Genomic DNA, 24,829 nt, shown 5'->3' on the forward strand with positions numbered 1-24,829 from the left:
ACTTTTAGATTTTCATTACAACTACATTTCTAATGTTACGTTTACTTTCTGAGTCTATAGTATAAAAAAAAAAAAAAAGGTCAAATGAAATGAGTGTTTGATGAGAAAAGCGAGGAAGAATTTGACGAGTTGGTGACTTTGTAGCAGTTAAAAAAGTAAATTTATCGGAGAACAGTAAAACGCTCAAACTAGCTTGAGCGTTTATTTATAGCTTATAGACGATAGAAAATTCAGTTCACCTTTACTTCATGAGCATTCACTACAGCTTCTGCTTCAGGTTTAGAATTTAGAATTAAGTTAAGAAGAATGGCTGAAACTGTACTGACGACAATCCCATTAGACAAGAAGATTTGAGCCCAGTTTGGCAGGCTAACAAATAGATTACTTGAGTTAAATCCAACCCCCATGCCTACTGAAATAGCAACAATAAACAAGTTTTGGTTGTCCTTGTAATCAACTGTCCCAAGCATTTTTATCCCTTGCATGGCAACCATACCAAACATAATAAGCATAGCACCACCAAGCACAGGTACTGGAATAAGTTGTGCGATAGCAGCAAATTTAGGAATCAATCCCAAAGCAATTAAAAAGACTGCGGTAAAATAGATTGGCTTACGTGATTTGATTCCTGACATTTGGACCAAACCTACATTTTGCGAGAAACCAGTATAGGGGAAGGTATTGAAGATACCGCCAAGCAAAACAGCAAGCCCTTCTGAACGGTAGCCGTTTCGTAAACGTTTCTCAGATAACTCTTCACCTGTCAAATCAGATAAGGCCAAGTAAACGCCTGTTGACTCCACCATAGAAACAATAGCGATGATAATCATCATCAGGCAGTCGATTAAATAAAAGCGGGGCATCGCTATACGGAAAGGGACTGGCAAGTGTGCCCAAGGGGCTTGATTAATGGCTGAAAAGTCAACCATATGTAAGCCAGCTGCTAAAACAGTACCTGCAACTAAACCAATCAAGATAGATATCGAGCGAATAAAGCCTTTAGCAAAAATGTGAACAAGGAGAATCACTAATATAGTAAATCCTGCAAGCAGTAAACTGTTAGTTGTCGGTGCTGCTTCGTTATTTCCCATATTTCCAACCGCAACAGGAATCAAAGTCAGTCCTATCGTTGTAATAACTGAACCTGTGACTAAAGGAGGGAAAAATTTCCTTATTTTAGAAAAAACACCTGCAACTGCAATAACAAAGACACCTGATGCGATTAAGGCACCAAACATAGCGCCATCACCATGTTTTTGCCCAATAATAATGAGTGGAGCAACAGACTGAAACGCTACGCCCAGAACAACAGGAAGACCGATACCAAAATTCTTGGTCATCTTAAGTTGAAGCAGGGTTGCCAGACCGCACATAAAGATATCCGTTGAAATCAAATAAGTCAACTGCATTGCACTGTAGTTGAGAGCAGAAGCAATCATAATAGGTACCAGAATTGAGCCTGAATACATCGCAAGGAGATGCTGTAAACCTAAAACTGCTGCTTGACCGTTGGCTTGTCTTTTTATCTTAAACATTATCTTTTCTACTCCTTCTTAATCCCAGACAGCATCATCTGCTGGCGCAAATACAACTTTGCCTGACTCAAATTTTTCGATGCGAGCCAAGGAAGTTACTGTTAAACCTTTATCAATCAGAAGTTGCCGCCCTGTTTGAAAGCTCTTCTCGATGACAATACCAATGCCTGCCACTTGCGCCCCTGCTTGCTTGATGAGCTCCTCTAACCCTAATGCAGCTTGACCATTGGCCAAAAAGTCATCAATAATCAATACATTATCCTCTGAAGAAATAAATTTACGAGAGATTGAAACTGTAGAAGTCACTTGTTTCGTAAATGAAAAGACTTCTGTTGTCAGTAGCTCTTCGTTCATTGTAATATTTTTTGATTTTTTTGCAAAAACCATTGGTACACCGAGTGCTTCAGCAGCATAGAGTGCTGGCGCAATGCCACTGGCTTCGATAGTTACAACTTTAGTAATATCTTGGTCTTTATAGACCTGAGCAAAACGTTGTCCGATTGCTTTCATCAGTTCATAGTCAACCTGATGAGTAAGAAAGCTATCAACTTTTAAAACTTGATCTCCAAGGACTTGTCCATCACGTACGATACGATTTTCCAATAACTTCATGATTTCTCCTAAATGTTTATACCTAAGAACTGCTCGTCTCTAGCAAATACAAAAGCCCTACCTGGTAAGGTAGAGCATTTCTAAACGACAAAAGAAGATATGATTTATAAGGCATCACTCAAGACATGAACATTTACATTCAAAGCCATACTGCACAAATAAAAAACCCTCTTATTGTCCTGCTTTTACGGTGCAGGGTAGAGACACTCAGCCATATTCTAAGTATAAATAAGATTTTTTAATATTGATATAGTATAACGTATTTTATTTTTTTAATCAAGAAAAGATCGCGATAAATAAATTTTTTTCAAATATTTATAAATATTGTTCGGAAATCACTTATTGTTTAACTGCATTCATCAGTTGAGAAACTTCTTTTTTACTTAAACGACGGTAACGACCTGGTGCTAGTCCCTCTAAATTTAAGGGGCCATATTGGACGCGGCTTAGTTTTTGAACCGGTAAGCCAACTGCCGCAAACATTTTTTTAACTTGATGATTTTGTCCTTCATGGATAGTCAAACTAACCAGTGAACTATTCTTCACCTTATCTTGTCTCATAATTTCATAACGTGCTGGACTTATTTTTTTCCCGTCAATAGTCATCCCCAGAGTTAAAGGACGAAGATTTTCTTTATTGGCTTGCCCTTCAACTTTAGCAATATAAACCTTTTCAACACCGTGTCGAGGGTGTGTCATCAGGTTTGTAAATTCTCCATCATTTGTTAAGAGTAAAAGACCGCTCGTGTCCCAGTCCAGACGACCTACAGGATAAATGCGTTCTTTTCCTTTAGGAAGCAAGTCCATAACGGTTTGACGTCCCTTGTCATCGCTTGAACTAGAAATATAGCCACGTGGTTTATTAAGCATATAATAAACAGGTTCTTCATTATAAACGGCAATACCGTTGACTTCCACACGATCTCCTGCCTCGACTTGATAAGCCAAGTTGGTCATTATGACGTTATTAACAGATACTTTTCCTGATAAGATGAGCTCTTCTGCCTTACGTCTACTGGCTACACCTGCATGCGCCAAAAATTTATTGATTCTCATTTATTTCCCCATTTTCATTAAATAATACCTGCTGCTCCCCCACAAACTGACTTTCATCAACTTCTGGTAACTCTGAAAGATTATTGATTCCGATATAGTCTAAAAAGAATTCTGTCGTCTCATACAGCCCTGGACGCCCAACAACCTCAAGCGTGCCTGTCTTTTCTACTAAGTTGTAGGCCCGGAGAGTAGAGAGGGCTCCGCTGGAATTCACACCGCGTAACTGGTCAATCTCTAACCGTGTGATTGGCTGTTTATAAGCAATAATCGAAAGAACTTCCAAAGCAGAGCGTGAGAGACTTTGGTTAAGTGGTGTTTTGGCATAGTTTTTAAGAATATCAGCAAATATATCTTTTGTGGCTAGCTTATATTTTCCAGCTGTTTCAATAATCGTCAATGCAGATTCTTTGTCTGTTTGATATTTTTCAACCAAACGCTCTATTTGTTGTTCACAAGCAAACTTACTCATACCAGAAAGCTCTGACAGCTGATTCAACTCAAGTCCTTCTTCACCTGCAACGAAAAGCAAAAGTTCTAAAACAGCTGTTTTATTTAGCTTGTCCATCTTGACCTCTTTCTAATAGAATTTCACCAAAAACTTCATCTTGCCTGAACGTGATTTGTTGTGTTTTTATTAACTCCAAAAGTGCCATAAAAGTAGTAAGCAATTCTTCCTTGGATGTTTTTTTCGAAAATAATGAGCTAAAGGTGTAAGAGCTTTTCTTCAAAAAGAGACCTGATAATTCGGCAATTTTGTCAGAGATGGAAAATTTTTCTGCTTCTATCTTTGTGTTTTCATCTGTGAAAGACTGTTTGTGCAACTCCAAAACATTGTTAAAAGCCAAAAACAAGTCCAAACTGCTATAATCTTGTAAAAGTACAGCATCTTCACCAATAATTTCTGTTTTTTCTTTGGAGTAAAATCGGCTACGTTCTTCATGCATTTGTGCAATATCTTGTGACAAGGCCTTGTATTTTCTATATTCATCAATTTGAGCCAAAATATCCTGTTCAAGCTGTTCCGTATCTTCGATGAACTCTTCTGCAACTGTAGGCAAAAGACGGCGAGACTTGATGAGCATAAGTTGGCTCGCCATTACCATATATTCACTGGCAACTTCTAACTCTAAAGTCTTCATTGTCTTCAAAAAATTTAAATACTGCTCAATAATCGGAACCAAAGGCACTTCAAAAATATCAACTTTATATTGTCCAACCAAATGCAAAAGTAAATCGAGAGGACCTTCAAAATCATTGATTTTTATCTTTATTTCTTCAATCATTTATAGTATTTTTCCAAAGTTGTAGTTGTAGATAAACCTAGAGCTTCTGCCAACTCATAGACATTTTTCCCCGCTCTAACCTGCTTCAAGATATACTGTTCTCGTAACTCTTTTGCCGTCAAATCTGTATACTTTCTAAGCTCAAGATAGAGAAACTGACGTGACTTGACAAAAAGTTCATCTGCATTAGTAATTCTCTGTGTATAGAGAGCAAACTTATCCCGAATGGGTAATACTCTCTTCAAGCCCGCTTTTTCTACCGTCAAAATTTTGAATTTCCAGTTGAAATTTTCCCAACGTAATTGCTGAATTTCTGCAAATGTCAAGCCAAATTCCAGAATGAGAAAAGCTAAAAAGTGCCCTGGCGAGATTACTGGTCGATAAATCTCTGACAGGTTCTTGAGCTCAGCTTTTTGTTTTGTTGCTTTCTTTTTTGTGCTCACTTGCTGAATCTTATGAGATTCTTTCAGCAAATTTTTTTCATACAAGTAAGACAGAAACTGATTAGCGCTTGATATTTTACGGCGTTGTGCAGCTACTGCCAATTTTTTTAAGGACTGACGATAAAGTAAGAGCGACTCTCGAGAAATGCTTTTCTTTTCAAAAAATTCTGCAAAATTTCGTAGATCGTAAAGATAATTTGATTTTGTATTTTCTGAGAAGTTTTTACTGGCTAAAAAATTAGGGATTTCGTTTGATAATATCATAGTCTTTACTAAATTCATGGGCAAAAGCATTGATAGCTTTCAAGATTTCTTGGCGTGCAATAATACCAACAAATTCTGTTCTTTTTACTACAGGTAAGAAAGGTTCTTTAACTAACTTATGTAGAATTTCCTCAAGTGATGCAGACGGGCTCACTGTTTCTACTCCAGTATCTACAATTTCTGAAATAGGTGTGCTCATTGATTTTTCATAAAAGAAATCTTCTCCCATTTCGAATTCAACGATATCTGCAAGACCTACAACTCCAACATACTCTTTATTTTTATTAAGCACTGGAACCCTAGAATATTTGTACTGACTTAGTAAAAGTTTTGCATGTGAAACATTGTGCTCATCAAACAAGACAGCAACATCATCAGCAGCTTTTATAAAAGTTTCACTCTGCCCCAAGAAATATTTTTCAATAGCTTTATCAATCATTTTTACCCTACCTATTTTTCTACAGATTAAAAGTAAACTGTAAGTCTGGAATTTTCTTATGCTCCAAATCATGATAAGAAACGTTATAACCGTTGTTAAATATCGTAACAACAGCATACATTTTTATATTTATTTCCCCACGCGGCTGACTGACAGAGCCTGGGTTAATAAACAAAGTCTTTCCTATAATCTGTGCAACAGGTTGATGTATATGTCCAAAGAGCGCAATATCGGCTTCCTTCTCTTCAGCAAAATAGGAATAACGTTCAAGTCCAAATCCAACATAAAATTGGTGTCCATGAGCGATAAGGACTTTCTTTCCTTCAACCTCCACCATTTTCACTTCTGAATAGCCGTCATCATAGTCACAGTTTCCTGAGACTACAGTAATGCCTTTCCATATTTCATCATTGCTCGGTAACTCAGAATCGCCACAATGAAATAAAGCTGAAGCTGTACCTTCATACTTTTCTTTGATTTTTTTAACTGTCTCACGATTAGTGTGTGAATCACTCATTACGATAAACATCAAGAAGACTCCTTTCAGCTAACTTCACACCCGTTCTATTTTTTAAGGCTTTCTAGCCATTTTGGCAATTCAGCCATTAGTTTTTGCAAAGCTTGCCCACGATGTGATGCTGTATTTTTTTCCTCAGCAGAGAGCTGAGCAGCTGTTCTATCGGACTCTCCAACTAAAAAGATAGGATCGTAGCCAAAACCATTTTTTCCTTGCGGTGTTAGACCAATACGACCTTGCCAATCTGCTTCAACCACTAAACTTTCATGTCCAGGATAAGCAGCAACTAATGTCGTATGAAAATGCGCGATACGCCGTTCTGGCGTAATTGCAGTTGATGCAAGCTCATGGAGAAGTTTTGCAATGTTTTCCTCATCCGTAGGATTGGGACCAGCAAAACGATGGCTCCAAACTCCTGGTAATCCTCCGAGAACATCGACACACAAACCCGAATCATCACCGATTACGACTTGACCAGTGATTGCTGCAATTTGCTCTGCTTTCAAGCGTGCATTTTCTTCAAAAGTCATCCCAGTTTCTTTGATATCTGGCAGTTCTGGATAATCTTTGAGATTCTTGATTTTATAACCAAACTCTTCAAAGAGACGCTTAAATTCTTGTGTTTTTCCATCATTCCGCGTTGCGATAAGTAGCGTTCTTTCTGAAGAAAGTTCAGTATGTTCTGCTCTTATCTTTCCTGCACCGAGCCACCGGTCAGCCATTACTTGGAAAGCTCCTGCATCACCCGTTGTGTAGAAACAATGTCTAATGCTGTCGCGTTCCTCACCATTGAGAGCAAAATAGTTAAGTAAAACAGTAACATCACGCACGGTTTCTGAACCACTGTCGATGAGTTGAACATCCTGTCCCATCTCTTTTTGAATAAGCTTGCGTAGCAATGGATAGTGGGTACAACCTAAAATCAAAGTATCCACTTTACCAACCATTGGTTTCAGAGTTTCTGCAACAATGTTTTTCGCGGCTTCTGTGTCAACCTGGTTTGACTCAACCAAGGGGACAAAGTCTGGGCACGCTAAACTGAGGACCTCAACACTAGATGACTTAAACTGAATAACTTTGCGGTATTGTCCAGAATTAATTGTCGCTTGCGTTGCAATCACGCCTACTTTCTTATTGACTGTTTTCTGAATTGCACTTGAAGCACCCGAAAGAATAACGCCAACAACAGGAATATCCAAGGCTGCTCTGACTTCATCCAGAGCTACCGCTGTTGCTGTGTTGCAAGCAAAAACAATCATTTTTACATTTTTGGAAAGCAAAAAATTGACCATATCCCAAGTGAAAGCAGTAATCTGCTCATTTGAGCGTGACCCATAAGGCGCACGTTGCGTATCACCGATATAGACAATTTCTTCGTTTGGTAATTGACGGAGAATCTCTCGAACAACGGTCAAGCCCCCAACTCCTGAGTCTAGTAAGCCAATAGGTCTGTTGTCCATAAACACCTCCAAAATTTACTTTTTCTTAGTGTCTGCTTGCTTTGCTGCACTACGAATTTGACGAAGTACTTGCTGTACTTGTGTTTCTGATGGTTTGCGTCCCATAGATCCCATCATCATACGCACTGCATCTTCATTCAATGGTGGATTTTCCATCAAGAGCTTTTTAGTTTGCTTTTGTGTAAACCAAGCACCACCTGCAAAACCTGCAACAGCAAAGACAAGCATAAGTAAAATTGCAACAAATAAATTCATTAATACTCTCCTACAAGAAAGCTATAAAATCGCTTTCGAAATTTTTCTCCTTATTATATCAAATTTAGGCTCATTTGTCGTGTTCTTTGTATGTTTCAATTGTTCATTGGAGCATACCACAGCCCACAACAACTACTCCTTCTATCACTTCTCACAGAAAGAAACTTTTCGCTGAGGCCTAGTAAGACTCTAAGCAAAGCCCCAGAGGGCTTTGCGTTTGACCGTTCTCGCTTTAGCGGGTTACGGGCATTGAGTATTAATCCACCTTATAAATCCAGCCCTCTGGCGCTTCTTTGTCACCAAACTGTATCCCAACTAACTCATCATAAAGCTTTTGAGTCACAGGACCAACTTCTGTTTCTGAATAGAAAACATGGCGTTTTCCTTGGTCATCAATAGCACCAATAGGAGAAATCACGGCAGCTGTCCCACATGCCCCCGCCTCAACAAAATCATCAAGCTGATCAACAAAGACATCTCCCTCAATGGCTGTCATTCCTAAACGTTCTTCTGCCAGTTGTAACAATGAATATTTTGTAATTGAGGGCAAAATAGAAGGGCTCAAAGGGGTAACAAATTCATTATTTTTTGTGATACCAAAGAAATTAGCAGCGCCAACTTCTTCAATTTTAGTATGTGTTGCAGGATCAAGATAAATCACATCTGAGTAGCCTGCTTCATGTGCTTTTTGTCCTGGCTCGATGGATGCAGCATAGTTTCCACCAACCTTAGCTGCACCTGTACCATGTGGCGCTGCACGATCATAATCTCTTGAAACTAAAAAGTTTGTCGGAGTAAGTCCACCTTTAAAGTAAGAACCAACAGGAACGGCAAAAACAGTAAAAATATATTCATCCGCTGGTTTTACACCCACAAGACCGCCAACACCAATTATTAAGGGGCGAATATAGAGTGTAGCTCCTGTTCCGTAAGGAGGAACAAACTCTTCGTTGGCTCTTACCACTTGCTTGACAGCATCAATAAATTTTTCTGTAGGTACTTCTGCCATACGCAAGCGACGCGCTGTTGCTTGGAGACGCTCGGCATTGCGGTCAGGGCGAAAGAGATTAATGTCCCCTGACTTTGTTCGGTAGGCTTTCAGTCCTTCAAAGCCTTGCTGACCATAGTGAAGCGCAGGTGAAGCTTCTGACAAATGCAGTGTTGCATCACCTGTTAGTTTCCCTTCATCCCACTTTCCATCCTTAAAGTGTGATATATACCGAAATGGCAGTTCTCGATATTCAAAACCTAAGTTTTCCCAATCCAATTTAATTGTCATTGTATTCTGTCCTCCCTCATTTTTCCATAGGTGCTTTAATAAAAAGTTCATCACCTAAAATTTTTTTAGTATTTGCTATAATTATTAATTATAAGCTATTTTGAATGTGATTTCAATGTAAATTCAGAAAATTACAGAACAAGCACATGAAGAATTTATGAGAACCCGAAAACCTCTCTCATGTTGTTTCATTCTAAAACCATGAAAACTTGTCCCTCATAAAATAATCAAATTCCGCCAAAATCGTTCTTCATGCGTTTGTCACAAAAAATTATAGAAATGGAAATAAAATGAATACTTTTAGAATTAATTTTCAAGATTTAGGGCAGCTTCTTCTTGATAAACTCATTTACGTTGTTTTAGTCAGTCTTTTGTTCTTTATCTTATATCGTATCAGTATCCGAATTGTCGACTATCTTTTTAAAAATTACAGCAAGCGCTCTTGGGCTGACTCTTCTCGCATCATGACCTTGGCTCGTTTAAGCAAAAGCGCCTTGACTTATCTCACAGCCTTTCTATGGATCTATACAATCCTTTCACTTTTAGGTGTCCCTGTAGCTAATGTTCTTGCTGGAGCCGGGATTCTAGGTGTTGCGCTTGGTTTTGCTGGTCGAGATTTGGTGGCTGATATCATCAATGGTTTTTTCATTATTGTCGAGCATCAAATTAATGTTGGTGATTGGATTCGGTTTGAAAACTTGGATATTGAAGGGGAGGTCACATCTGTAGGTATCCGGTCCATTACCTTAATTTCAGATGATGGAGCGACAGCCTTCATACCTAATCGTAATATCGAATCATTGAAAAATTTTTCTTATAAAGATCGTACAATGAATCTTGATATCCCTGTAACCGCAGAAAATTTGGAAGAAATGAAAATCAAAATACTTCAGGTAAATGCTGACTACTCTCAAGTTATTTATGATGGCATCATCACTCGTGGTGAAAGTATTTTCCTTAGAAGCCGTTTAACTGCTGCCTTAGATGAAATAGATGGCTTGAGATTAGAAATCATGGATAAATACTATACAAAATAAGCAAGTCATTCTGTAGTGACCTGCTTATTTTTCTATCATTGTTCTAACGGGCTCATAAGTTTTACGATGTATAGGTGTAACACCGAAGGTTTTAAGCCCAGCCAAGTGTTTGGCTGTACCATAACCGGCATTATGTTCAAAGTCATAATGTGGGTACTGCTGCGCATACTGTTCCATGATACGATCTCGTGTCACTTTAGCGATGATGCTTGCTGCTGCAATACTTGCTGATTTGGCATCTCCTTTAATAAGGCTAAGTTGTGGTGTATCAATGTCCAACTCCATTGCATCAATCAAAAGGTAGTCGGGTTTCAAGTCTAACTTTTCTACTGCTTGTAGCATAGCTATTTTAGTTGCTTGATAAATGTTCACTCGGTCAATTGTTTCATTATCCACTAAGCCTATACCTATAGCCAGTGCTTTTTCTCGAATTTCATTAAAAATGGTCTCATGTTTAGATTTAGGAATTTTCTTGCTGTCATTTAGCCCCTTGATTTTACAGTTTTTAGGTAGGACAACAGCGGCTGCTACAACTGGACCTGCTAGAGGTCCCCGCCCAACTTCGTCTATTCCTGCGACTAAATTAAAGCCTTGCATATAGGCTTGTCGTTCAAAACCAAGCATTATTTCAAGACGTTCTTCTTCGGCTTGTTCTGCTAAAATCTCTTTTTTACGGCGTTTAACAGCTGCTTTAACCCCTGCGCGAGGATCTTCAAGAAAAGCCTCCACATCACTAATGCACGTTAAACGAGCTAAATGTTCTTTTATTTCTTTAATCGTGTGCATAGTCATCTACCTTGTCCAAACAGTATTCGCCCATCCTGCCATCCCGAACATCTTTAACAAACATCTGATAAAATCGGTCATAGTCATCACGAAAACCGAAACGCTTTGTGAGCTCCATAATCAACTCTGGCATTTCCAAGACTGTGTCTTCTTCTTTCATTCGGAGCTGTTTCATTGTTGGCTCTTTATAATTCTTCAAAAAATATTGCAGTCCAAAGATAGTAACGTCATCCATTGGCAAAAGTTGATCTTTAATGGCTCCTGTTAACGCAAGCTTCAGGCCCACTTGCTCATCTTCAAATTTTGGCCAGAGTATCCCTGGCGTGTCAAGAATTTCCAGTTCTTTATTGGTACGCAACCATTGCTGTCCTTTTGTGACCCCTGGTTTGTTTCCTGTAACAGCGACCTTTTTTCCTGCCAAGCGGTTCATCAAAGTTGACTTCCCGACATTAGGGATACCAACAATCATCGTACGTAATGCACTGTTCTGAATGCCACGTTCAGCATTTCGGGCAATCTTTTCAGCCATTAACGTTTTTGCAGCAGTAATCAAACGTTTTACTGTATGTTCTTCTTTCGAGTTAATAGCTAGGGCGATAACGCCTTGCTTTTCAAAAAAGTCGAGCCAAGATTTCACGGCATTTCTGTCAGCTAAGTCCGCTTTGTTTAAAGCGATAAGCCGTGGTTTATCCCCAATGATTTTATCCAACATCGGGTTACGTGAACTGATCGGCAAACGTGCATCTACCAGCTCAATCACAAAATCAACATATTTTAAATTTTCCTGTACTTGACGGCGGGCCTTGGACATGTGCCCTGGGAACCATTGGATTGTACTCATATCTAAACCTTGCTGTAACAGGAGTTACAGCCTTTCATTTTTTGTTTTTTCAAGCGAGGAATTGTTTTTTCACAACCTCTTTTTCTTTCAAATCATTCTCTTGCAAAGAGCTGCTAATGCTCATCCAGTTAACACATTCCTCGTATTGCTTAAAATATTCTATCCACTACATAGTTTTGTTTCAACCCTATTATTCTATCATTTTTCAGCACCCTTCGCCATTATGTATTTGTGTTATTTTTGACGCAATAGATTTTCCAAAATTATCTCACAGTATCTCTAAACAAAATTAATAACTTCTTGCTCCAAATATTTCTCATTACGCTTTTTCATTTGCTAATATTTCACCCACTGGCTTCTTCTGCATTAAAAAGCACTGATTTTTACCAGTGCTCCAAATCTGTTTTCTCCCAAAGTTTTCTTGTAACTAAACGCTCTCTCTCTAATTATTTTTCCTTCCTAACTCCATAGGCAAAGCGAGCACTTCCAATTTCAGCAGCATTTTTCATTAACTCTAAGTTCAACCAACCTGCAAGCTCATAAAAAGGCTTATTTTGAAGCGGCCATTGTCCTACTTTGGAACGTGCAAACTCTTCCTCTGACATTTCGGCTATACACTTGACCCACTGACTTTTTAGGTCTGCCAAGTGTGAAAATGCTGTACTCGCATCTCGTGGCCAGTCAATTTCCTCCATCGTCAAGCGCCCATTGCCAAAATTATAGTCCAGCGCCATTGACCACCAAAAATCTATGTGCCACAATGTCCAAGCAATGGTTGGCATGCCAATATCATAAGCTTCTGTCTCTGGAAACCCTTTGGTTGATAAACTCGGACGTGTTACTTCAAAATTCATTTCATCCACAGATAGATCTTTCAAATGATACTCCAATAAAGCCCATGAAACCTCAAGTTGCGACAACAAGCTTTCTTTAATCATCTTAAAACTCCCTTTTTTAAGCAATTTTTCATATTTTGATCCTTCTATACTGGCCTCTTTTCAGAGATTAAAAACAATAAAGTCCTTCCATCGAAAGACTTTACTAACGCTCATTTATTCTGGCAACTCTGATTCAGCAAAAGCATAGTAATTTCCATCTGGATCTTGAAAGTTAAAGTTAACCATACCTTGGAAATTATTGATAGCGCTGACTTTATCCGTAGCGGCAGAGACACGCGCATGCCAGTCTTCTAAATCATCTACAGTAAAAAGGAGTGAGCCTTTCATATCGGCCACCTCAGGTGAATTTTGTCGAATAAATTCAAGATTCCAAAGTTGAATACGTGCACTTGGAGCTTGTGAATCTACAGCAAAAATCACAGTTTCTTCTTGGCCTGAACCTTGCCGTCTGAGCTCAGTTAAGCCAATCTTAGTCCAAAATTCGGAATGCTTTTGTACATCTGATACATAGAGCATATTACAGAGATTGATCATTATGTTTTTCTCTTTCCTTAAATAAATTATTTCTTGCAACTCTTGCAAATTCCAAAACAATACTCATCTACTTATTTAGCCGCTTCATAAAAGCAGCGTTTAGGAGAAACCAGTTCTCCTTCTTTTTTCAGTTTAGCAATATGTTTACTTACTTCTGATTTTTCAATTCCAGTCACGTCAGCTACAGCTTTTGCATCTAACATTTCTGATGAGTTTTTGAATGTGTGAAGCACTTTTTCCTTATTATCCATACGGGACTCCCTTCTTTATACATTTCTTTTTTTGTAACACAAACGTCACAATAATATTATATCATTTTTCAGTATAAAATTGACAGTGTTTTCACCCACTGGTAAAAATAAAATTTTTACCTTGATGCTTGTTTTTTCTTCAAAAGTTTTCACCTCCATTTCTTTCTAAACATTCTCTACTCACTTATTTTTCAGACAATATCTTCCTCAAGAGCTTTCTTCCTGTGCTATACTAAAATTATAAAATTTCGCGATTAATGAAACGGAGGTTATGATTTGACTCAATTTAATTTTCTGTCAAAAGGTTTTAATGTCATCATAAAAGTTTGTTTAAGTTTGCTCGGACTGGTTATTACCTTTCTTATGTTTAAAGAAATCTGGATGCTTCTTTCATCCTTTTCTACAGGCTTTATTGATTATAGCTTCTATGACATTATTGATCGTATCTTGACCTTCTTCCTCTTCTTGGAATTTCTAGAGTTAATTATACATTATCTCGCTGATAACGATCACCCTACAATAAAAAAATATATCTATATTGCTATAGCTTCTATCGTAAGACTCTTGATTTCAAATCATGAGACCTCTCAACTGAGCCTGTTTTTGCAATGCTCCGCAATCCTAGTCCTCATTATCGGAACTGTTCTTTTGAATCGCTGGGGTGACCTAAAATAAGCACTTAAAAGAAATTGGGAAAAATTCTAAGAACGAAAAACGCTTAGTCATCTGCATGAAACTGCGAGAGCTAAGCGTTTTTGTATGTCATTTGAGCTCAGAACGGTTAGCTTTTTACTTCTGTCCCAAACTTTTTATTTGCTTATTTCGTGCTGCTCTGTGCGATAGTCAAAAGTACGGCTGGCACACGATATGGTGAGCAGGAAACATAGTCTAAACCTATTTTTTTGAGGAAAGTTACAGCTTCGGGATCCCCCCCAACTTCACCACAGACACCAAAGCTGATTTCAGGATGTTCTGGTTTCACAAGTCCAATCGCGGTCTTCATCAATGCTCCAACACCGTCCTGGTCCAAATGTTGGAAAGGATCATCCTTCAAAATCCTTTTTTCGATATACTCAGGCAAGAATTTCACAGAATCATCGCGTGAAAAGCCATAAGTAAGCTGCGTCAAGTCATTGGTACCAAAGCTAAAGAACTGTGCAGCCGTTGCCAACTTGTCAGCTGTCAAACAAGCTCTTGGTATTTCCAGCATAGCACCGATTTTGTAGGCAACCTCGCTCCCTCTTTCCTTAAAAAGCTTTTGAATTTTACTTTCAAGAAGTGCCTTAAGATAAATTAGCTCTCTTTCCTCTGAAATTAAAGGAATCATTATCTCAGGTTTCACTTGCTTTCCTGCCTGAGCCAGGTCTAATGCCGCTTCAATTATTGCTTCAACCTGCATCTCATAGATCTCTGGATACGTCACAGCCAAGCGGCATCCTCTGTGTCCCAACATCGGATTAAATTCTTCTAATTCTTTTCCTCTTTGAACAATAAAATCTACAGACTGACCACACGCCTTTGCAACTTCCTCAAACTCCTCTTTCGTTTTAGGCATAAATTCATGAAGAGGGGGATCTAAAAGTCGAATCGTGCACGGCATACCTTCCGTTAGACTTAAAATTTCTAAGAAATCCTTTTTCTGATACTCTTTTAAAGTTTCAAGGGATTTTTTGCGCTGCATCTCTTCTTCAGACAGAAACATTTTACGCATCTCAAGGATACGTTCTTTACCGAAGAACATGTGCTCCGTCCGTGCTAAACCAATTCCACTGGCACCAAAATCCAAGGCTGTCTTGATATCCTCAACTGTTTCTGCATTGGCTCTAACTTTCATATCGCCTATTTCAGTGGCCCACTTTAGAACTTTTCCTAAAATTTCTAAATCTTGTGCCTTATCAAGTTTAATTTCACCTCGGTAGATATTTCCTGTTGTACCATCTACCGAAACAATGTCTCCTTCCTTTATAATTTGAGCGCCGTACTGCGCCTGCTTCAGTTTTTCATTGACATTAAGTGCTTCACACCCAACAACACAACAAACTCCCATCCCACGCGCAACAACAGCAGCATGCGAAGTCATTCCTCCACGAGAAGTCACAATAGCTTCGCTCACAAGCATGCCTTCTATATCTTCTGGAGAAGTTTCTGTTCTGAGAAGGACGACTTTCTGACCAGATTCATGTGCGTTTTGAGCATCTTGAGCGTTAAAATAAACCCTTCCATAGGCTGCACCTGGACTGGCTGGCAACCCTTTTGCAATTGCTTGATTTTGCGCAAGTGACTGTTCATCAAATACTGGATGTAAAAGCTGAGTAATCATAGAAGGCGCTAAACGCTTCAAACTTTCTTTCTTACTTATTACACCATCCTCTGCCAACTGAGTCGCAATTTTAAAAGCTGCTTTGGCAGTACGCTTTCCATTTCGTGTTTGTAAAATAAAGAGTTTACCTTCTTCTATAGTAAATTCTATATCTTGCATATCTTGATAATGCGCCTCTAGTTGTTGACAGATTTCTTCAAATTGTCTATAGATATCAGGATTATCCTCCTTTAGTTCCTGGATAGGTCGCGGTGTCCGGATTCCTGCAACAACGTCCTCTCCTTGAGCATTCATCAGAAACTCTCCAAAGACACCTCCTTCTCCAGTAGCTGGATTACGTGTAAAAGCCACACCTGTTCCACTTTTTGATCCTGTATTGCCAAAGACCATTTCCTGAATATTCACTGCCGTCCCCAATGTGTCTGGAATATCATGAATACGGCGATAAGTGACTGCTCGCGGATTGTTCCAAGAAGTAAAGACTGCTTCTACTGCTGCATAAAGTTGTTCAGCTGGCTCTTGCGGAAATTTTTCACCGACTTCCTTCAGGTAAATTTCACTAAATTGCTTAATAATCTGTTTCCAGTCTACTGCTTGCATTTCGGTATCAGATGTATAGCCATGTTTCATCTTATAGTCCGTTAAAGCTTCTTCAAAAAGATTTTTATCTACAGCTTTGACAACATCTCCAAACATCTGAATCAAACGACGATAGCAGTCGTAAGCAAACACTGGATTGCCTGTTTTCTGGGCAAGAATTTCAACACTTTGATGATTCAGCCCTAGGTTCAAAATAGTGTCCATCATACCCGGCATTGAAAATTTTGAACCACTTCGTACAGAAACGAGAAGGGGATTTTCATTATCCGCAAATTTTTTCCCCGTTTCTTTTTCTAAAAGTGCAATATGACTTTCTATTTCCTTGATTAGTTCTGCATCCAATTTTTTTGAATTCAGATACTCTAGGCAAGCTTCCGTTGTGATTGTAAAACCTCGAGGAACAGGCAAACCAATGCTGGTCATTTCAGCTAGATTCGCTCCTTTTCCGCCCAAGAGATCTTTTTGTTCTTTTGATCCCTGAGTAAAATCATAAACACGTTTTTTTCCCATTGACATAATTGTCTCCTCTATAAATGTGATATACTATTTAACGAACAATCACATTATATAGTATGTCACATATATTGTCAAGTTTTATGTAATCGCCTTCTTTTTTTGTAGACTTCTATTCATTATCTCCTGCATCTCTATATATTGCTTTTCTACAACAATTCCCCTATAATATATAGTATGTCCTATTTATTAAGGAGCACGTATTGAAACTCACAAAAAGACAAACTGAAATTATTAATATTGTAAAATCAGAACAACCCATTAGTGGTGAAAGAATTGCTCAAACTCTCGGCTTAAGTCGTGCAACATTGAGAAATGACCTGTCTATTCTTACGATGACTGGCTTACTTGATGCAAAGCCAAAAGTTGGCTATTTTTACACCGGTCAGAAGATGCATTCTCTTTATTTAGAAAGTTGCTATTCACAAAAAGTAGAAGACTTTATGATATCACCGTTGGTTATCGATCAGGGTATGTCTGTCTATGATGCCGCCACAAGCCTTTTTTTATATGATAGTGGCAGTATCTATGTGAAGAACGAGGAAGGAGAGCTCGCTGGGCTTCTTTCTCGTAAAGACCTCCTACGATTTTCCATTACTGGGAACAATCTGGAAAAAACACCGGTCGCTGTCATAATGACACGGATGCCAAATATTCACACAATCAGTCCAGGTAAAACCCTTCTTGAAGCTGGAAATATTCTCTCACGCTATGAAGTTGACAGCTTACCCGTCGTCGAAAAAGAAGGCTCAAAAAAGGTGGTCGGCAAAATTTCAATCAAGCATATCATGAAAGCCTTCATTCAGACAGGCAATAAGATTCAAGATGAAAACTAAAGGGGACAAAATGCAAAGTATAAAAATTTATTTAATCACAGACTCTGTCGGGGAAACTGCCAAAAAAATTATTTCTGCTGTTGTGGCTCAATTTCCAACTGTGGACTTATCAGATGTCCACCTCTATCCTTTTACAAATGACAAAGAATCACTTCTGGAAATATTAAATGATGCGAAAAAAGAGCAAGCTATCGTAGCGATTACTCTCGTGGATAAGTCTTTAGTAGACTTTGTAGAAGCGTTTTCCAAAGCGCATAACTTGCCCTATGTGGATTTCATGTCTCCTCTCATCCAAATCATCGAAAAGCTATCTGGTGAACATCCCACTCAAGAATCTGGCAGTGTTCATCGCCTGAATCAAGCTTATTTCAATCGTGTATCTGCTATTGAGTTTGCTGTAAAATATGACGATGGCAAGGATCCTAAAGGTTTTTTAAGCGCTGATATTATCCTTCTGGGAGTATCACGTACCTCTAAAACTCCTCTGAGCATGTACTTAGCTAACAAAGGATACAAGGTTGCAAATCTACCGATTATTCCTGAAGTTGAAGTGGCAAAAGAGCTTTTTAAAGTTGATCCTCATAAAATTATTGGCCTAACCAGTACCTCCGAAAGTCTAAGCAATATCCGAAGCTTTAGAGAGCAGACTTTGGGCTTAAAAACAAAATCAATGTACTCTGATGAAAAACGTATACTTGAAGAACTTGCTTACGCTGAAACTCTTTTTGAACAGTTAGGGATTGAAACTATTGATGTCAGTAAGCGTTCAATTGAAGAAAGCTCTATGCTGATTGAGAATCTTATTCAAAAATAAACCGCACGATTGTGCGGTTTATTTTATCTTACAGAAGAGTAAGTTTTTTAGCAGCAAATCTTGTTAAACTAAAGATAAAGAAAACTTAAAAAAGGAGCTTTACATGTCGAAAAAGAAAATCTGGATTATTCCTGTCTTAATTCTATTCATCCTTGGAGGATATTTTACTGTTAGCAAGGTCGTAGCCTTATTTCATCAGCCTGTCCATGGCATAATTTTATACAGCAAAGAGAAAAAAAGCTTAGAAAAAGGACTAGAAAACAATCAATCCTCCATCAAAACTCACATCAATGTCCAAGCAAAATACAACGCCAAAACAGATACATTGGTCTTGAGTAAAAATTCAGCTGAGAAGTTAATAGATGCTCACGCAATTAATTATGTAAATAAAAAAGGAAATGATTTTACTTTCAAACATGTAACATCACTTTCAAAAACTCCCGCACTATGGACATCTGATCTTAAAGCAGTAAGTACTACAGATGAGCGAGGGAAAATTTTTACTGCTGCAACAACAGAATATATTGTCCTGGGCGAGTCAAGTATTACTAAAAAAACACTTGTACTAGACGATAATGATTTCCAAAATTTTCAATCAGCTGCTGAATATATTAGCGTGATTGAAGAAAAACGAGATGCAGCACATGCATTAGCAGCATATAGCTTTGACAAGGCTCAAATTTTCAATTTTACTCAAAAATAAAAACGCTTAATTAAGGTGTTCTTTTACATCTAATTAAGCGTTTTTTAGACCTTTTGTCTCAGTCTTTTTTATTTATTAAAGCTGCCTTCTCTTACCAAAGGCAACCAATAAAACATGTCTATGATTACATCGTGCTAAATATTAGTTTTTAGTTTTTTAATCAAAAAACTCCCAGCACTCCAAAGTAGCAATACGATAATGATAAAAAGAATCAATAGACCAATGGAACCATTCGCAATCGAACGGAAAAGTGTCAGCCCCCCAGCGGCATAGACAAATCCCCAAATTAAATATCCTGGAAGAGCCACAAGTGTGTATTTGCTCCATTTCCAGTTCAGCATACCTGCTCCAAGCTGCACTACAGATTGGAAGCCCACTGTTAAGAAACTTAGAGGAATAACCGGCCAACCATATTTTTGGAGCGCACGCATTCCTGCTTGATTTTCCTCTGATTTCTCTGCATTTTTCCCCCATTTTGTCTTTAGTATTCCCATATGAATGAGTTTTCCTAGTCCAAAAGTCATTTGTGCTCTAAAGAAAACAACAATAAACAAGAATAAAGTTGCTTGCCAAAGCGGCAAACTTGCCACCCAATCGAGCATATTTTCAATCATCTGTTTGTCCTCTCTCATTTATACATCAGCTCAATAATCGAGCCTATTACTATTGAACCATAAAAAATTAAAAAGTCAAACTTTTCCAGCATATTCTACACGGAGATTCTGAAAATTAAACATGCGCACAATAGTTTTTTCTCACCTGAATCCCCGACAAAGTAATGCAGGTAAGATTTTTGCTTTCATTTATATTTTTAGGAAAGTGTGCCATAATCGCCCCTAAACAACATTTTCGTATCAAAGTCTTCTCCACTTTGCACACATGCAAAAAAGCTTCCACCTCGGGAAACTTGAACATTTTATCAAAATTTTATTGGAAGAAAAACTGGCTAAATTCTCTTTCTCAGAGGAAAGAAATTGCTTTTGCTTCCTATTTTTTGACTACGATAACATTACAGGGTGCGTGATTAACGACATAATTCGTTGTTGAACCTACAAGCAAACGGTCAAACATGTCTGTACCCGTTGCACCGATTACAATTAAATCAATCTTATGCTCCTCTTCCTCAGCAAAGTTAACAATACTTAGCTTAGGCTTGGCTGCAACTTCATAAGTTTCATATTCAACTTGCTCGCGGATAATATCTGCACAGTTTGCTAGAATATCTTTCGCCAGTTGATCCAAGCCCGGTGTTTCCAAAATTCCTTTATGAACTGCGCCATAATACTTATTGAGGTCTTTTACTGTAAGTACATGCAATTTGGCCTGATTCAGGCGAGCGATACGCACCGCCTCATCTACCGCTTTATAGGACTGTTCCGAGCCATCAACTGGAACCAAGATATTTTTATAATACTTATCCATTTTATATTCCTCCCTTTGATGTTGTTATCTATAGTTCTATTGTACATTTTATTTTTCCAAAAACGAAATTATTTCCTTTAAAAAAACTTTCATACTCATCGTCTCAAGAATTTTAATCTTGATTTCTTTACAGTAACTTCAGAAAATTTGCTAACAATTTTGTCACTTTATTTTAGTGGATTGTAAACATCATAGAATTTATCTGAATTTTCAAGACCGCTTTTTTGTGCTTTTAAAAAGAATGTGTTACAATGTTATTGGAATTTCGTTATGTTCGTTATAGTGTCCTTTCGTCAATATGAAGAGAAAGGAGAATGCATTATGACATTCACTAACAAAAATAAAAATTTCAAGTATACTGTATCTCTAGATACTTCAAAAGATATTTTTAAAGTATTTTTGGCCAATAATCCAGAAGTCTATGGTCTTGGTCGTACCATTGAAGAAGCAATACATAACTTGGAAGAATTAGCATAAGGAGCTCATAGCAATGGATGAATATTCCTCGTGATGGTATCTACTTCACCGTTTAAGTAGATGCCTTTTTGTTACTTAAAATTTTGACTTTCCTTATAGCTTGTCTTAAATAGATTTACTTCTTCTTAAAAATATGGTTTAATTACATCATGAACACTGGTGAAGAAAAGAGCTTATACAAATGATTTCAAAAAACCTTCAAAGAGCACTACTCAAAGCTAACCAAATTCAGCCAAAAGTCAATAGTTTCCCCTATCTTGTGGAATGCTTTAGGCAAGAAGGCATCGTTAAAAACATTTGGCATCTTCCCTCATGTGATAGCTTCTATTTTTCCGAATCAGAATCACTCATAAATCCTGGCACACCACTAATTGGTCGTGTTGGTCCATGCCCAACATTTGATCAAGCAGCACTCATCAAAGCATTACGTGCAGATCAAGCAGGAAAAACGACTTTTCCTGAATTCCTATCTGCTGCTTGGAAAGCTGGGGTTATCAGATATGAAGTCGACTTTATCAAACGTCAAGTTACTTACTTTAGCGCTTTTGGTGAAGAATATAGAGAAGATTATCCTGCTGTTACTCTTGACAGAGAGGCCACAAAAAACAACCTTTAACATAATTATCTGTAATATATTGATTTCTAACTGGCTCTTCTTCAGTTAGTTTTTTTATTTTTTTTGAGATCTGTTTTTGGGCCTGTCTTTTTTAGTTTTTAACTATTTATATCTATTTTAAAATTAAAAACCGCTCTATTGAGCGATTTCCAGACTTATATAAAGTAGTAAAAACCATACAATGGAGGCGAGGGGAGTTGAACCCCTGTCCAGACACCTTGCTACATCAACGTCTACAACCATAGGACTTTCTCTAGTTTAACAAATTTCCAAAGCCAGTCTCAAACAGCAGAAATTTGCGGTGCTTTGAAATCTCTTTTTTTATGTAAAGCCACCATAAAAACGTATCCGACTAAGGTTTAAAGCTTCAGAACGCCATCGGCGAACGTTCATCAGCTACGCAGGCTGGTGTTTAGGCAGCGAGTGCGTAAGAAGTGTTATTTTTAGCAGTTATATTTATCTGCGATGGATTTAGGTGACATCACCACCAGTTGCAGTTTATGCGCGACAATGCCTGTCGAATCCGTAACGCCCCCGTTACGGTGGAATGAATTCCAGACATTCATTATATCACAAGTTATCTAATATTTCACGCGCAGCGGTCGTGCTAAGATAGCCATAAGTGATAAAAATATAATGCCTAAGCAAAAACCGACTGTCACGAAATTTACTTGGTCTGGCGCATTTAAAACATCAATGGGTGAAAGCAAACTGAGCGGCAGCCATTGAGAAGCATCACTCAAGGTCTGTAGGATAGAGCTGATGACCACGAGCACAAGCACAGAAACAACTGCCAGAAAAGTTTTTCTTGCCCAAACAACAATAGCACTACCAAACACCACCAGAGTAAGTAAAGCCAAAGTTTGAAGTGCACTTGCCGAAAAAACTCTCCCAAAATCCATAGCCGGAAAGAAAACCCAAGTTACATAGACTGCACTGGCAAGGCCCGCAAAGTTACTCAACACAGTTACAAAAAAAGCAAGAATAAGTTTTGGCAATTGCAATATAAAGGAATTTCGCGCCACTGTCGAATAATAAAGTCCTAAAGCACTCTCTTTCTTTATCTTAAAAGTATCAGCAACAAAATAAATTAAGACAAACAAGCCAATTTGAGAAATATTACTAAAATAAGATTCCATCAATGATTTCCAATTAGGGTCTGGCATAAGAATAATCGTGCCCTCTGTCCCACTAAAAGTTGATAAAAACTCTTTCATGTAGTAAATTAAAACAGGCGAAGTAATACCGAAAAAGATAAACAAAAAGAAAAGAATTCCCAGACGACCACTGCGCCACCATATCTTTGTTTCAAGAAAAATTAATCTTTTCATTTTTCGCCTCCCATAATGGCCCGCTCAAAAGCCAGCTCTAGGCTATTACTTGTTGCCCGATAGACACCTATCTTTCCACCTATGTCAGGGAAAATTTGTAAAAGCTTCTCAGTGTATTCACCTTTAACCATCAATTTTCCAGTAATTTCAGGATAAAACTCAATATCATTAACTTGAAGAATGTCCATTACTTCTTGCTTGACTTGTTCACTTTTAATTTCGAGTTCTGCAAAGTCATCCATCTGGCTGTTTTCAATAAATTGATGAAGCTTTCCTTGAAAAATCAATTGACCATGATCCAACACAAGCAGTCTGTCCGCGATATTCTCTATATCTGCAAGGAGATGACTCGAAACAACCACAGTTTTTTCTTGTGCCACTTTCATAATAAGTTGTAAAATTTCAATGCGACCAATAGGATCTAGGGCACTTGTCGGTTCATCAAGAAAAATCAGTACCGGATCAAGCAAGAGCGCAACTGCTATACCCAAGCGTTGCTTCATCCCACGTGAATAGCCTCCGACCTTTTTACTGGTGTAATCTGCCAAACCTACCTTTTCAAGCGTTGTTTCAATTTGTTCTGCATTTTCTGGTTTTTTGTGTAAAGCACAGCTTTGTTGAAGAACTTCTCTTGCAGTAAGATGGGCAGGAAATTCTGGTGTATCTGGACAATAAGCTAGAGCTTGGTTAGCTAACTTTATTTTTCCTCGACTGGCTTTATGCTGACCCAAAATAGCATGAATCAAGGTTGTTTTTCCAGCACCATTTGGACCAATCAAACCAATAATTCCAGGATAAGCCTCAATAGAACAAGTAACATTTTTTAATGCTTCAAAGTTTCCAAACGAAACCGTCAGGCTTTCAATGTCGATGATTTTATTCATGCATATCCCTTCCCAAAGTAAAATAAACTATCCCTCCTAAAGGTATAGAAATAATACAGATTAGTGCCCAGCCCCATTTAGGGAGATATTTCACTTTCGGCCTTGTCAGAAGACTGTAAAAACAGACTCCGAAGTAGATAGCTGTCAAAAGAATAAGCGGTATAATAATGCGTATATCCATTTTTAAACTCCTTTGAATATTTCTTTAAAATTCGTCTTCATCAATTTTCTGGATTTCATGTAAAAGCGCAGTTAAATGTTTATCAGAAGCATATTCTTCCAAAAGTTTATCAATGAGCTGATTTCGAACGACATAATTGGAATAGAGATGCAGTTTTTCTTCATAACCTTCCAAAACTTTTTCTGTACGCTTGATATTATCATAGACGGCTTGACGACTCACATCAAACTCTTCAGCAATCTCAGCCAAACTGTAATTATCTGCATAATACAGTTCAATATAATTCATCTGTTTATCTGTCAAAAGCGTCGCATAAAACTCAAAAAGCGTATTCATACGATTTGTTTTTTCGATTTCCATAATTCCCTGACATTCTAAGAAAATTCCTGTTTTTTTAACATTCATTTTCAAATTTATTCATAACATAATTTCCCTTATCTTTTATAATTTTATCATAATTTTTGCTGTAATCATAAGTACATTGTAGATGTTAGGCTCTTTACAGCTATAACTTGCTCAGCCAAACACAAACTTCTAGCTTTTATTGACAACGTTCTGGCTAAGCATTCATTAAAAAATAGTATCTGCGTTTCAAATGAGATAATAATCAATGATCGTCATGCTACACATATGCTATAATA

General features: G+C 37.9%; 30 protein-coding genes, 1 other RNA gene and 1 riboswitch. Of the genes, 7 read left to right on the plus strand and 24 right to left on the minus strand.

Annotated features, from left to right (window positions below; genetic code table 11):
- Positions 1-230: 230 nt before the first annotated feature.
- The 11 genes from NFR51_RS03540 to NFR51_RS03590 form a co-directional block, all read right to left on the minus strand.
- The gene (locus tag NFR51_RS03540; RefSeq protein ID WP_251712367.1) at positions 231-1,535 is read right to left on the minus strand and encodes a nucleobase:cation symporter-2 family protein; all 1,305 of its coding nucleotides are present in this window, start codon (positions 1,533-1,535) and stop codon (positions 231-233) included.
- A gap of 18 nt (positions 1,536-1,553) precedes the next feature.
- Entirely contained in the window at positions 1,554-2,147 is a 594-nt protein-coding gene (locus tag NFR51_RS03545; RefSeq protein ID WP_251420547.1) for a xanthine phosphoribosyltransferase, read from the minus strand.
- Positions 2,148-2,301: 154 nt separating this feature from the next.
- Positions 2,302-2,399, minus strand: a riboswitch (purine riboswitch).
- A gap of 87 nt (positions 2,400-2,486) precedes the next feature.
- A complete protein-coding gene (locus tag NFR51_RS03550) occupies positions 2,487-3,203 on the minus strand; it encodes a pseudouridine synthase (RefSeq protein ID WP_251712368.1) in 717 nt (238 codons plus the stop codon).
- The gene (gene scpB, locus NFR51_RS03555; RefSeq protein ID WP_251712369.1) at positions 3,190-3,768 is read right to left on the minus strand and encodes an SMC-Scp complex subunit ScpB; all 579 of its coding nucleotides are present in this window, start codon (positions 3,766-3,768) and stop codon (positions 3,190-3,192) included. The genes NFR51_RS03550 and scpB overlap by 14 nt, the downstream gene beginning before the upstream one ends.
- Positions 3,752-4,486 carry a segregation/condensation protein A gene (locus NFR51_RS03560; protein WP_251712370.1) on the minus strand — a complete coding sequence of 245 codons (735 nt, stop codon included), beginning with the start codon at positions 4,484-4,486 and terminating at the stop codon, positions 3,752-3,754. The genes scpB and NFR51_RS03560 overlap by 17 nt, the downstream gene beginning before the upstream one ends.
- Positions 4,483-5,211, minus strand: coding sequence for a site-specific tyrosine recombinase XerD (gene xerD, locus NFR51_RS03565; protein ID WP_277613147.1), 729 nt, complete (start codon positions 5,209-5,211; stop codon positions 4,483-4,485). Before xerD ends, NFR51_RS03560 begins: the two co-directional genes overlap by 4 nt.
- Positions 5,168-5,632 (minus strand): cyclic-di-AMP-binding protein CbpB, encoded by a 465-nt coding sequence (cbpB, locus tag NFR51_RS03570; RefSeq protein WP_251712371.1) that lies wholly within the window; start codon positions 5,630-5,632, stop codon positions 5,168-5,170. The genes xerD and cbpB overlap by 44 nt, the downstream gene beginning before the upstream one ends.
- Before the next feature lie 19 nt (positions 5,633-5,651).
- Complete coding sequence (locus NFR51_RS03575; RefSeq protein WP_251712372.1) at positions 5,652-6,161, minus strand: metallophosphoesterase; 510 nt, start codon at positions 6,159-6,161, stop codon at positions 5,652-5,654.
- A 35-nt stretch (positions 6,162-6,196) separates the two neighbouring features.
- Entirely contained in the window at positions 6,197-7,609 is a 1,413-nt protein-coding gene (racE, locus tag NFR51_RS03580) for a glutamate racemase (protein ID WP_251712373.1), read from the minus strand.
- A gap of 15 nt (positions 7,610-7,624) precedes the next feature.
- Positions 7,625-7,864: a YneF family protein gene (locus tag NFR51_RS03585; RefSeq protein ID WP_251712374.1), complete on the minus strand. Its 240-nt coding sequence runs from the start codon at positions 7,862-7,864 to the stop codon at positions 7,625-7,627.
- Positions 7,865-8,120: 256 nt separating this feature from the next.
- Positions 8,121-9,143, minus strand: coding sequence for a branched-chain amino acid aminotransferase (locus tag NFR51_RS03590; protein ID WP_251712375.1), 1,023 nt, complete (start codon positions 9,141-9,143; stop codon positions 8,121-8,123).
- Positions 9,144-9,433: 290 nt separating this feature from the next.
- Here NFR51_RS03590 and NFR51_RS03595 point away from each other — a divergent pair, with 290 nt between their 5' ends.
- Positions 9,434-10,180 carry a mechanosensitive ion channel family protein gene (locus NFR51_RS03595; RefSeq protein WP_251712376.1) on the plus strand — a complete coding sequence of 249 codons (747 nt, stop codon included), beginning with the start codon at positions 9,434-9,436 and terminating at the stop codon, positions 10,178-10,180.
- 24 nt (positions 10,181-10,204) lie between these two features.
- Here NFR51_RS03595 and rnhB read toward each other — a convergent pair whose 3' ends face one another.
- The 5 genes from rnhB to NFR51_RS03620 form a co-directional block, all read right to left on the minus strand.
- Positions 10,205-10,966 (minus strand): ribonuclease HII, encoded by a 762-nt coding sequence (gene rnhB / locus NFR51_RS03600; protein ID WP_251712377.1) that lies wholly within the window; start codon positions 10,964-10,966, stop codon positions 10,205-10,207.
- Complete coding sequence (ylqF, locus tag NFR51_RS03605) at positions 10,953-11,807, minus strand: ribosome biogenesis GTPase YlqF (RefSeq protein WP_251712378.1); 855 nt, start codon at positions 11,805-11,807, stop codon at positions 10,953-10,955. Before ylqF ends, rnhB begins: the two co-directional genes overlap by 14 nt.
- Positions 11,808-12,253: 446 nt before the next feature.
- On the minus strand, positions 12,254-12,745 hold the full coding sequence (locus NFR51_RS03610) for a DinB family protein (protein WP_251712379.1): 492 nt from the start codon (positions 12,743-12,745) through the stop codon (positions 12,254-12,256).
- Positions 12,746-12,859: 114 nt separating this feature from the next.
- Entirely contained in the window at positions 12,860-13,240 is a 381-nt protein-coding gene (locus tag NFR51_RS03615; protein ID WP_251712380.1) for a VOC family protein, read from the minus strand.
- A gap of 71 nt (positions 13,241-13,311) precedes the next feature.
- Complete coding sequence (locus NFR51_RS03620) at positions 13,312-13,491, minus strand: MarR family transcriptional regulator (protein WP_251712381.1); 180 nt, start codon at positions 13,489-13,491, stop codon at positions 13,312-13,314.
- Positions 13,492-13,767: 276 nt separating this feature from the next.
- Between NFR51_RS03620 and NFR51_RS03625 the strand changes: the two genes are divergently transcribed.
- Positions 13,768-14,166, plus strand: coding sequence for a phosphate-starvation-inducible PsiE family protein (locus NFR51_RS03625; RefSeq protein WP_251712382.1), 399 nt, complete (start codon positions 13,768-13,770; stop codon positions 14,164-14,166).
- Positions 14,167-14,308: 142 nt separating this feature from the next.
- Here the strand turns inward: NFR51_RS03625 and ppdK are convergent, their stop codons facing one another.
- On the minus strand, positions 14,309-16,927 hold the full coding sequence (gene ppdK / locus NFR51_RS03630) for a pyruvate, phosphate dikinase (RefSeq protein ID WP_251712383.1): 2,619 nt from the start codon (positions 16,925-16,927) through the stop codon (positions 14,309-14,311).
- A 200-nt stretch (positions 16,928-17,127) separates the two neighbouring features.
- Between ppdK and NFR51_RS03635 the strand changes: the two genes are divergently transcribed.
- The 3 genes from NFR51_RS03635 to NFR51_RS03645 all read left to right on the plus strand — a co-directional run bounded on the left by NFR51_RS03635 (position 17,128) and on the right by NFR51_RS03645 (position 19,277).
- Positions 17,128-17,760 (plus strand): helix-turn-helix transcriptional regulator, encoded by a 633-nt coding sequence (locus NFR51_RS03635; protein WP_251712384.1) that lies wholly within the window; start codon positions 17,128-17,130, stop codon positions 17,758-17,760.
- A gap of 10 nt (positions 17,761-17,770) precedes the next feature.
- Positions 17,771-18,574: a pyruvate, water dikinase regulatory protein gene (locus NFR51_RS03640; protein ID WP_251712385.1), complete on the plus strand. Its 804-nt coding sequence runs from the start codon at positions 17,771-17,773 to the stop codon at positions 18,572-18,574.
- Between the two features lie 103 nt (positions 18,575-18,677).
- Positions 18,678-19,277 carry a lipoprotein BA_5634 family protein gene (locus tag NFR51_RS03645; protein ID WP_251712386.1) on the plus strand — a complete coding sequence of 200 codons (600 nt, stop codon included), beginning with the start codon at positions 18,678-18,680 and terminating at the stop codon, positions 19,275-19,277.
- 134 nt (positions 19,278-19,411) lie between these two features.
- Here the strand turns inward: NFR51_RS03645 and NFR51_RS03650 are convergent, their stop codons facing one another.
- Together NFR51_RS03650 and NFR51_RS03655 are read right to left on the minus strand one after the other, a co-directional pair.
- Positions 19,412-19,891 (minus strand): VTT domain-containing protein, encoded by a 480-nt coding sequence (locus tag NFR51_RS03650; RefSeq protein WP_251712387.1) that lies wholly within the window; start codon positions 19,889-19,891, stop codon positions 19,412-19,414.
- Between the two features lie 373 nt (positions 19,892-20,264).
- Positions 20,265-20,699, minus strand: a complete 435-nt coding sequence (locus NFR51_RS03655) for a universal stress protein (protein ID WP_251712388.1) — start codon at positions 20,697-20,699, stop codon at positions 20,265-20,267.
- 321 nt (positions 20,700-21,020) lie between these two features.
- Between NFR51_RS03655 and NFR51_RS03660 the strand changes: the two genes are divergently transcribed.
- On the plus strand, positions 21,021-21,176 hold the full coding sequence (locus NFR51_RS03660; protein WP_251712389.1) for a hypothetical protein: 156 nt from the start codon (positions 21,021-21,023) through the stop codon (positions 21,174-21,176).
- A 181-nt stretch (positions 21,177-21,357) separates the two neighbouring features.
- Positions 21,358-21,792: a DUF1398 family protein gene (locus NFR51_RS03665; protein ID WP_251712390.1), complete on the plus strand. Its 435-nt coding sequence runs from the start codon at positions 21,358-21,360 to the stop codon at positions 21,790-21,792.
- A 179-nt stretch (positions 21,793-21,971) separates the two neighbouring features.
- Here NFR51_RS03665 and ssrA read toward each other — a convergent pair.
- The 5 genes from ssrA to NFR51_RS03690 all read right to left on the minus strand — a co-directional run bounded on the left by ssrA (position 21,972) and on the right by NFR51_RS03690 (position 24,548).
- Positions 21,972-22,328: a transfer-messenger RNA gene (ssrA, locus tag NFR51_RS03670) on the minus strand.
- 45 nt (positions 22,329-22,373) lie between these two features.
- Positions 22,374-23,123 carry a hypothetical protein gene (locus tag NFR51_RS03675; protein WP_251712391.1) on the minus strand — a complete coding sequence of 250 codons (750 nt, stop codon included), beginning with the start codon at positions 23,121-23,123 and terminating at the stop codon, positions 22,374-22,376.
- A complete protein-coding gene (locus NFR51_RS03680; protein WP_251712392.1) occupies positions 23,120-24,007 on the minus strand; it encodes an ABC transporter ATP-binding protein in 888 nt (295 codons plus the stop codon). The genes NFR51_RS03675 and NFR51_RS03680 overlap by 4 nt, the downstream gene beginning before the upstream one ends.
- Entirely contained in the window at positions 24,000-24,188 is a 189-nt protein-coding gene (locus NFR51_RS11095) for a PLDc N-terminal domain-containing protein (RefSeq protein ID WP_251712393.1), read from the minus strand. The genes NFR51_RS03680 and NFR51_RS11095 overlap by 8 nt, the downstream gene beginning before the upstream one ends.
- A 24-nt stretch (positions 24,189-24,212) precedes the next feature.
- Complete coding sequence (locus NFR51_RS03690; RefSeq protein WP_251712394.1) at positions 24,213-24,548, minus strand: putative DNA-binding protein; 336 nt, start codon at positions 24,546-24,548, stop codon at positions 24,213-24,215.
- Between the last annotated feature and the right edge of the window lie 281 nt (positions 24,549-24,829).

It is taken from the genome of Lactococcus ileimucosae (genome assembly GCF_943193185.1).
Classification (GTDB): Bacteria; Bacillota; Bacilli; order Lactobacillales; family Streptococcaceae; genus Lactococcus; species Lactococcus ileimucosae.

What these genes read in the sequence shown, in the direction of transcription:
- rnhB (WP_251712377.1), bottom strand. Translation starts at nt 10,966, where the DNA reads ATGCACACGATTAAAGAAATAAAAGAACATTTAGCTCGTTTAACGTGC.
- xerD (WP_277613147.1), bottom strand. Translation starts at nt 5,211, where the DNA reads ATGAATTTAGTAAAGACTATGATATTATCAAACGAAATCCCTAATTTT.
- NFR51_RS03610 (WP_251712379.1), bottom strand. Translation starts at nt 12,745, where the DNA reads ATGATTAAAGAAAGCTTGTTGTCGCAACTTGAGGTTTCATGGGCTTTA.
- ylqF (WP_251712378.1), bottom strand. Translation starts at nt 11,807, where the DNA reads ATGAGTACAATCCAATGGTTCCCAGGGCACATGTCCAAGGCCCGCCGT.
- NFR51_RS03675 (WP_251712391.1), bottom strand. Translation starts at nt 23,123, where the DNA reads ATGAAAAGATTAATTTTTCTTGAAACAAAGATATGGTGGCGCAGTGGT.
- NFR51_RS03660 (WP_251712389.1), top strand. Translation starts at nt 21,021, where the DNA reads ATGACATTCACTAACAAAAATAAAAATTTCAAGTATACTGTATCTCTA.
- NFR51_RS03575 (WP_251712372.1), bottom strand. Translation starts at nt 6,161, where the DNA reads ATGTTTATCGTAATGAGTGATTCACACACTAATCGTGAGACAGTTAAA.
- NFR51_RS03585 (WP_251712374.1), bottom strand. Translation starts at nt 7,864, where the DNA reads ATGAATTTATTTGTTGCAATTTTACTTATGCTTGTCTTTGCTGTTGCA.
- NFR51_RS03615 (WP_251712380.1), bottom strand. Translation starts at nt 13,240, where the DNA reads ATGATCAATCTCTGTAATATGCTCTATGTATCAGATGTACAAAAGCAT.
- ppdK (WP_251712383.1), bottom strand. Translation starts at nt 16,927, where the DNA reads ATGTCAATGGGAAAAAAACGTGTTTATGATTTTACTCAGGGATCAAAA.
- NFR51_RS03560 (WP_251712370.1), bottom strand. Translation starts at nt 4,486, where the DNA reads ATGATTGAAGAAATAAAGATAAAAATCAATGATTTTGAAGGTCCTCTC.
- NFR51_RS03680 (WP_251712392.1), bottom strand. Translation starts at nt 24,007, where the DNA reads ATGAATAAAATCATCGACATTGAAAGCCTGACGGTTTCGTTTGGAAAC.
- NFR51_RS03545 (WP_251420547.1), bottom strand. Translation starts at nt 2,147, where the DNA reads ATGAAGTTATTGGAAAATCGTATCGTACGTGATGGACAAGTCCTTGGA.
- NFR51_RS03640 (WP_251712385.1), top strand. Translation starts at nt 17,771, where the DNA reads ATGCAAAGTATAAAAATTTATTTAATCACAGACTCTGTCGGGGAAACT.
- NFR51_RS11095 (WP_251712393.1), bottom strand. Translation starts at nt 24,188, where the DNA reads ATGGATATACGCATTATTATACCGCTTATTCTTTTGACAGCTATCTAC.
- NFR51_RS03645 (WP_251712386.1), top strand. Translation starts at nt 18,678, where the DNA reads ATGTCGAAAAAGAAAATCTGGATTATTCCTGTCTTAATTCTATTCATC.
- NFR51_RS03595 (WP_251712376.1), top strand. Translation starts at nt 9,434, where the DNA reads ATGAATACTTTTAGAATTAATTTTCAAGATTTAGGGCAGCTTCTTCTT.
- NFR51_RS03590 (WP_251712375.1), bottom strand. Translation starts at nt 9,143, where the DNA reads ATGACAATTAAATTGGATTGGGAAAACTTAGGTTTTGAATATCGAGAA.
- NFR51_RS03665 (WP_251712390.1), top strand. Translation starts at nt 21,358, where the DNA reads ATGATTTCAAAAAACCTTCAAAGAGCACTACTCAAAGCTAACCAAATT.
- NFR51_RS03655 (WP_251712388.1), bottom strand. Translation starts at nt 20,699, where the DNA reads ATGGATAAGTATTATAAAAATATCTTGGTTCCAGTTGATGGCTCGGAA.
- NFR51_RS03550 (WP_251712368.1), bottom strand. Translation starts at nt 3,203, where the DNA reads ATGAGAATCAATAAATTTTTGGCGCATGCAGGTGTAGCCAGTAGACGT.
- scpB (WP_251712369.1), bottom strand. Translation starts at nt 3,768, where the DNA reads ATGGACAAGCTAAATAAAACAGCTGTTTTAGAACTTTTGCTTTTCGTT.
- NFR51_RS03690 (WP_251712394.1), bottom strand. Translation starts at nt 24,548, where the DNA reads ATGGAAATCGAAAAAACAAATCGTATGAATACGCTTTTTGAGTTTTAT.
- NFR51_RS03540 (WP_251712367.1), bottom strand. Translation starts at nt 1,535, where the DNA reads ATGTTTAAGATAAAAAGACAAGCCAACGGTCAAGCAGCAGTTTTAGGT.
- NFR51_RS03650 (WP_251712387.1), bottom strand. Translation starts at nt 19,891, where the DNA reads ATGATTGAAAATATGCTCGATTGGGTGGCAAGTTTGCCGCTTTGGCAA.
- NFR51_RS03620 (WP_251712381.1), bottom strand. Translation starts at nt 13,491, where the DNA reads ATGGATAATAAGGAAAAAGTGCTTCACACATTCAAAAACTCATCAGAA.
- cbpB (WP_251712371.1), bottom strand. Translation starts at nt 5,632, where the DNA reads ATGATTGATAAAGCTATTGAAAAATATTTCTTGGGGCAGAGTGAAACT.
- racE (WP_251712373.1), bottom strand. Translation starts at nt 7,609, where the DNA reads ATGGACAACAGACCTATTGGCTTACTAGACTCAGGAGTTGGGGGCTTG.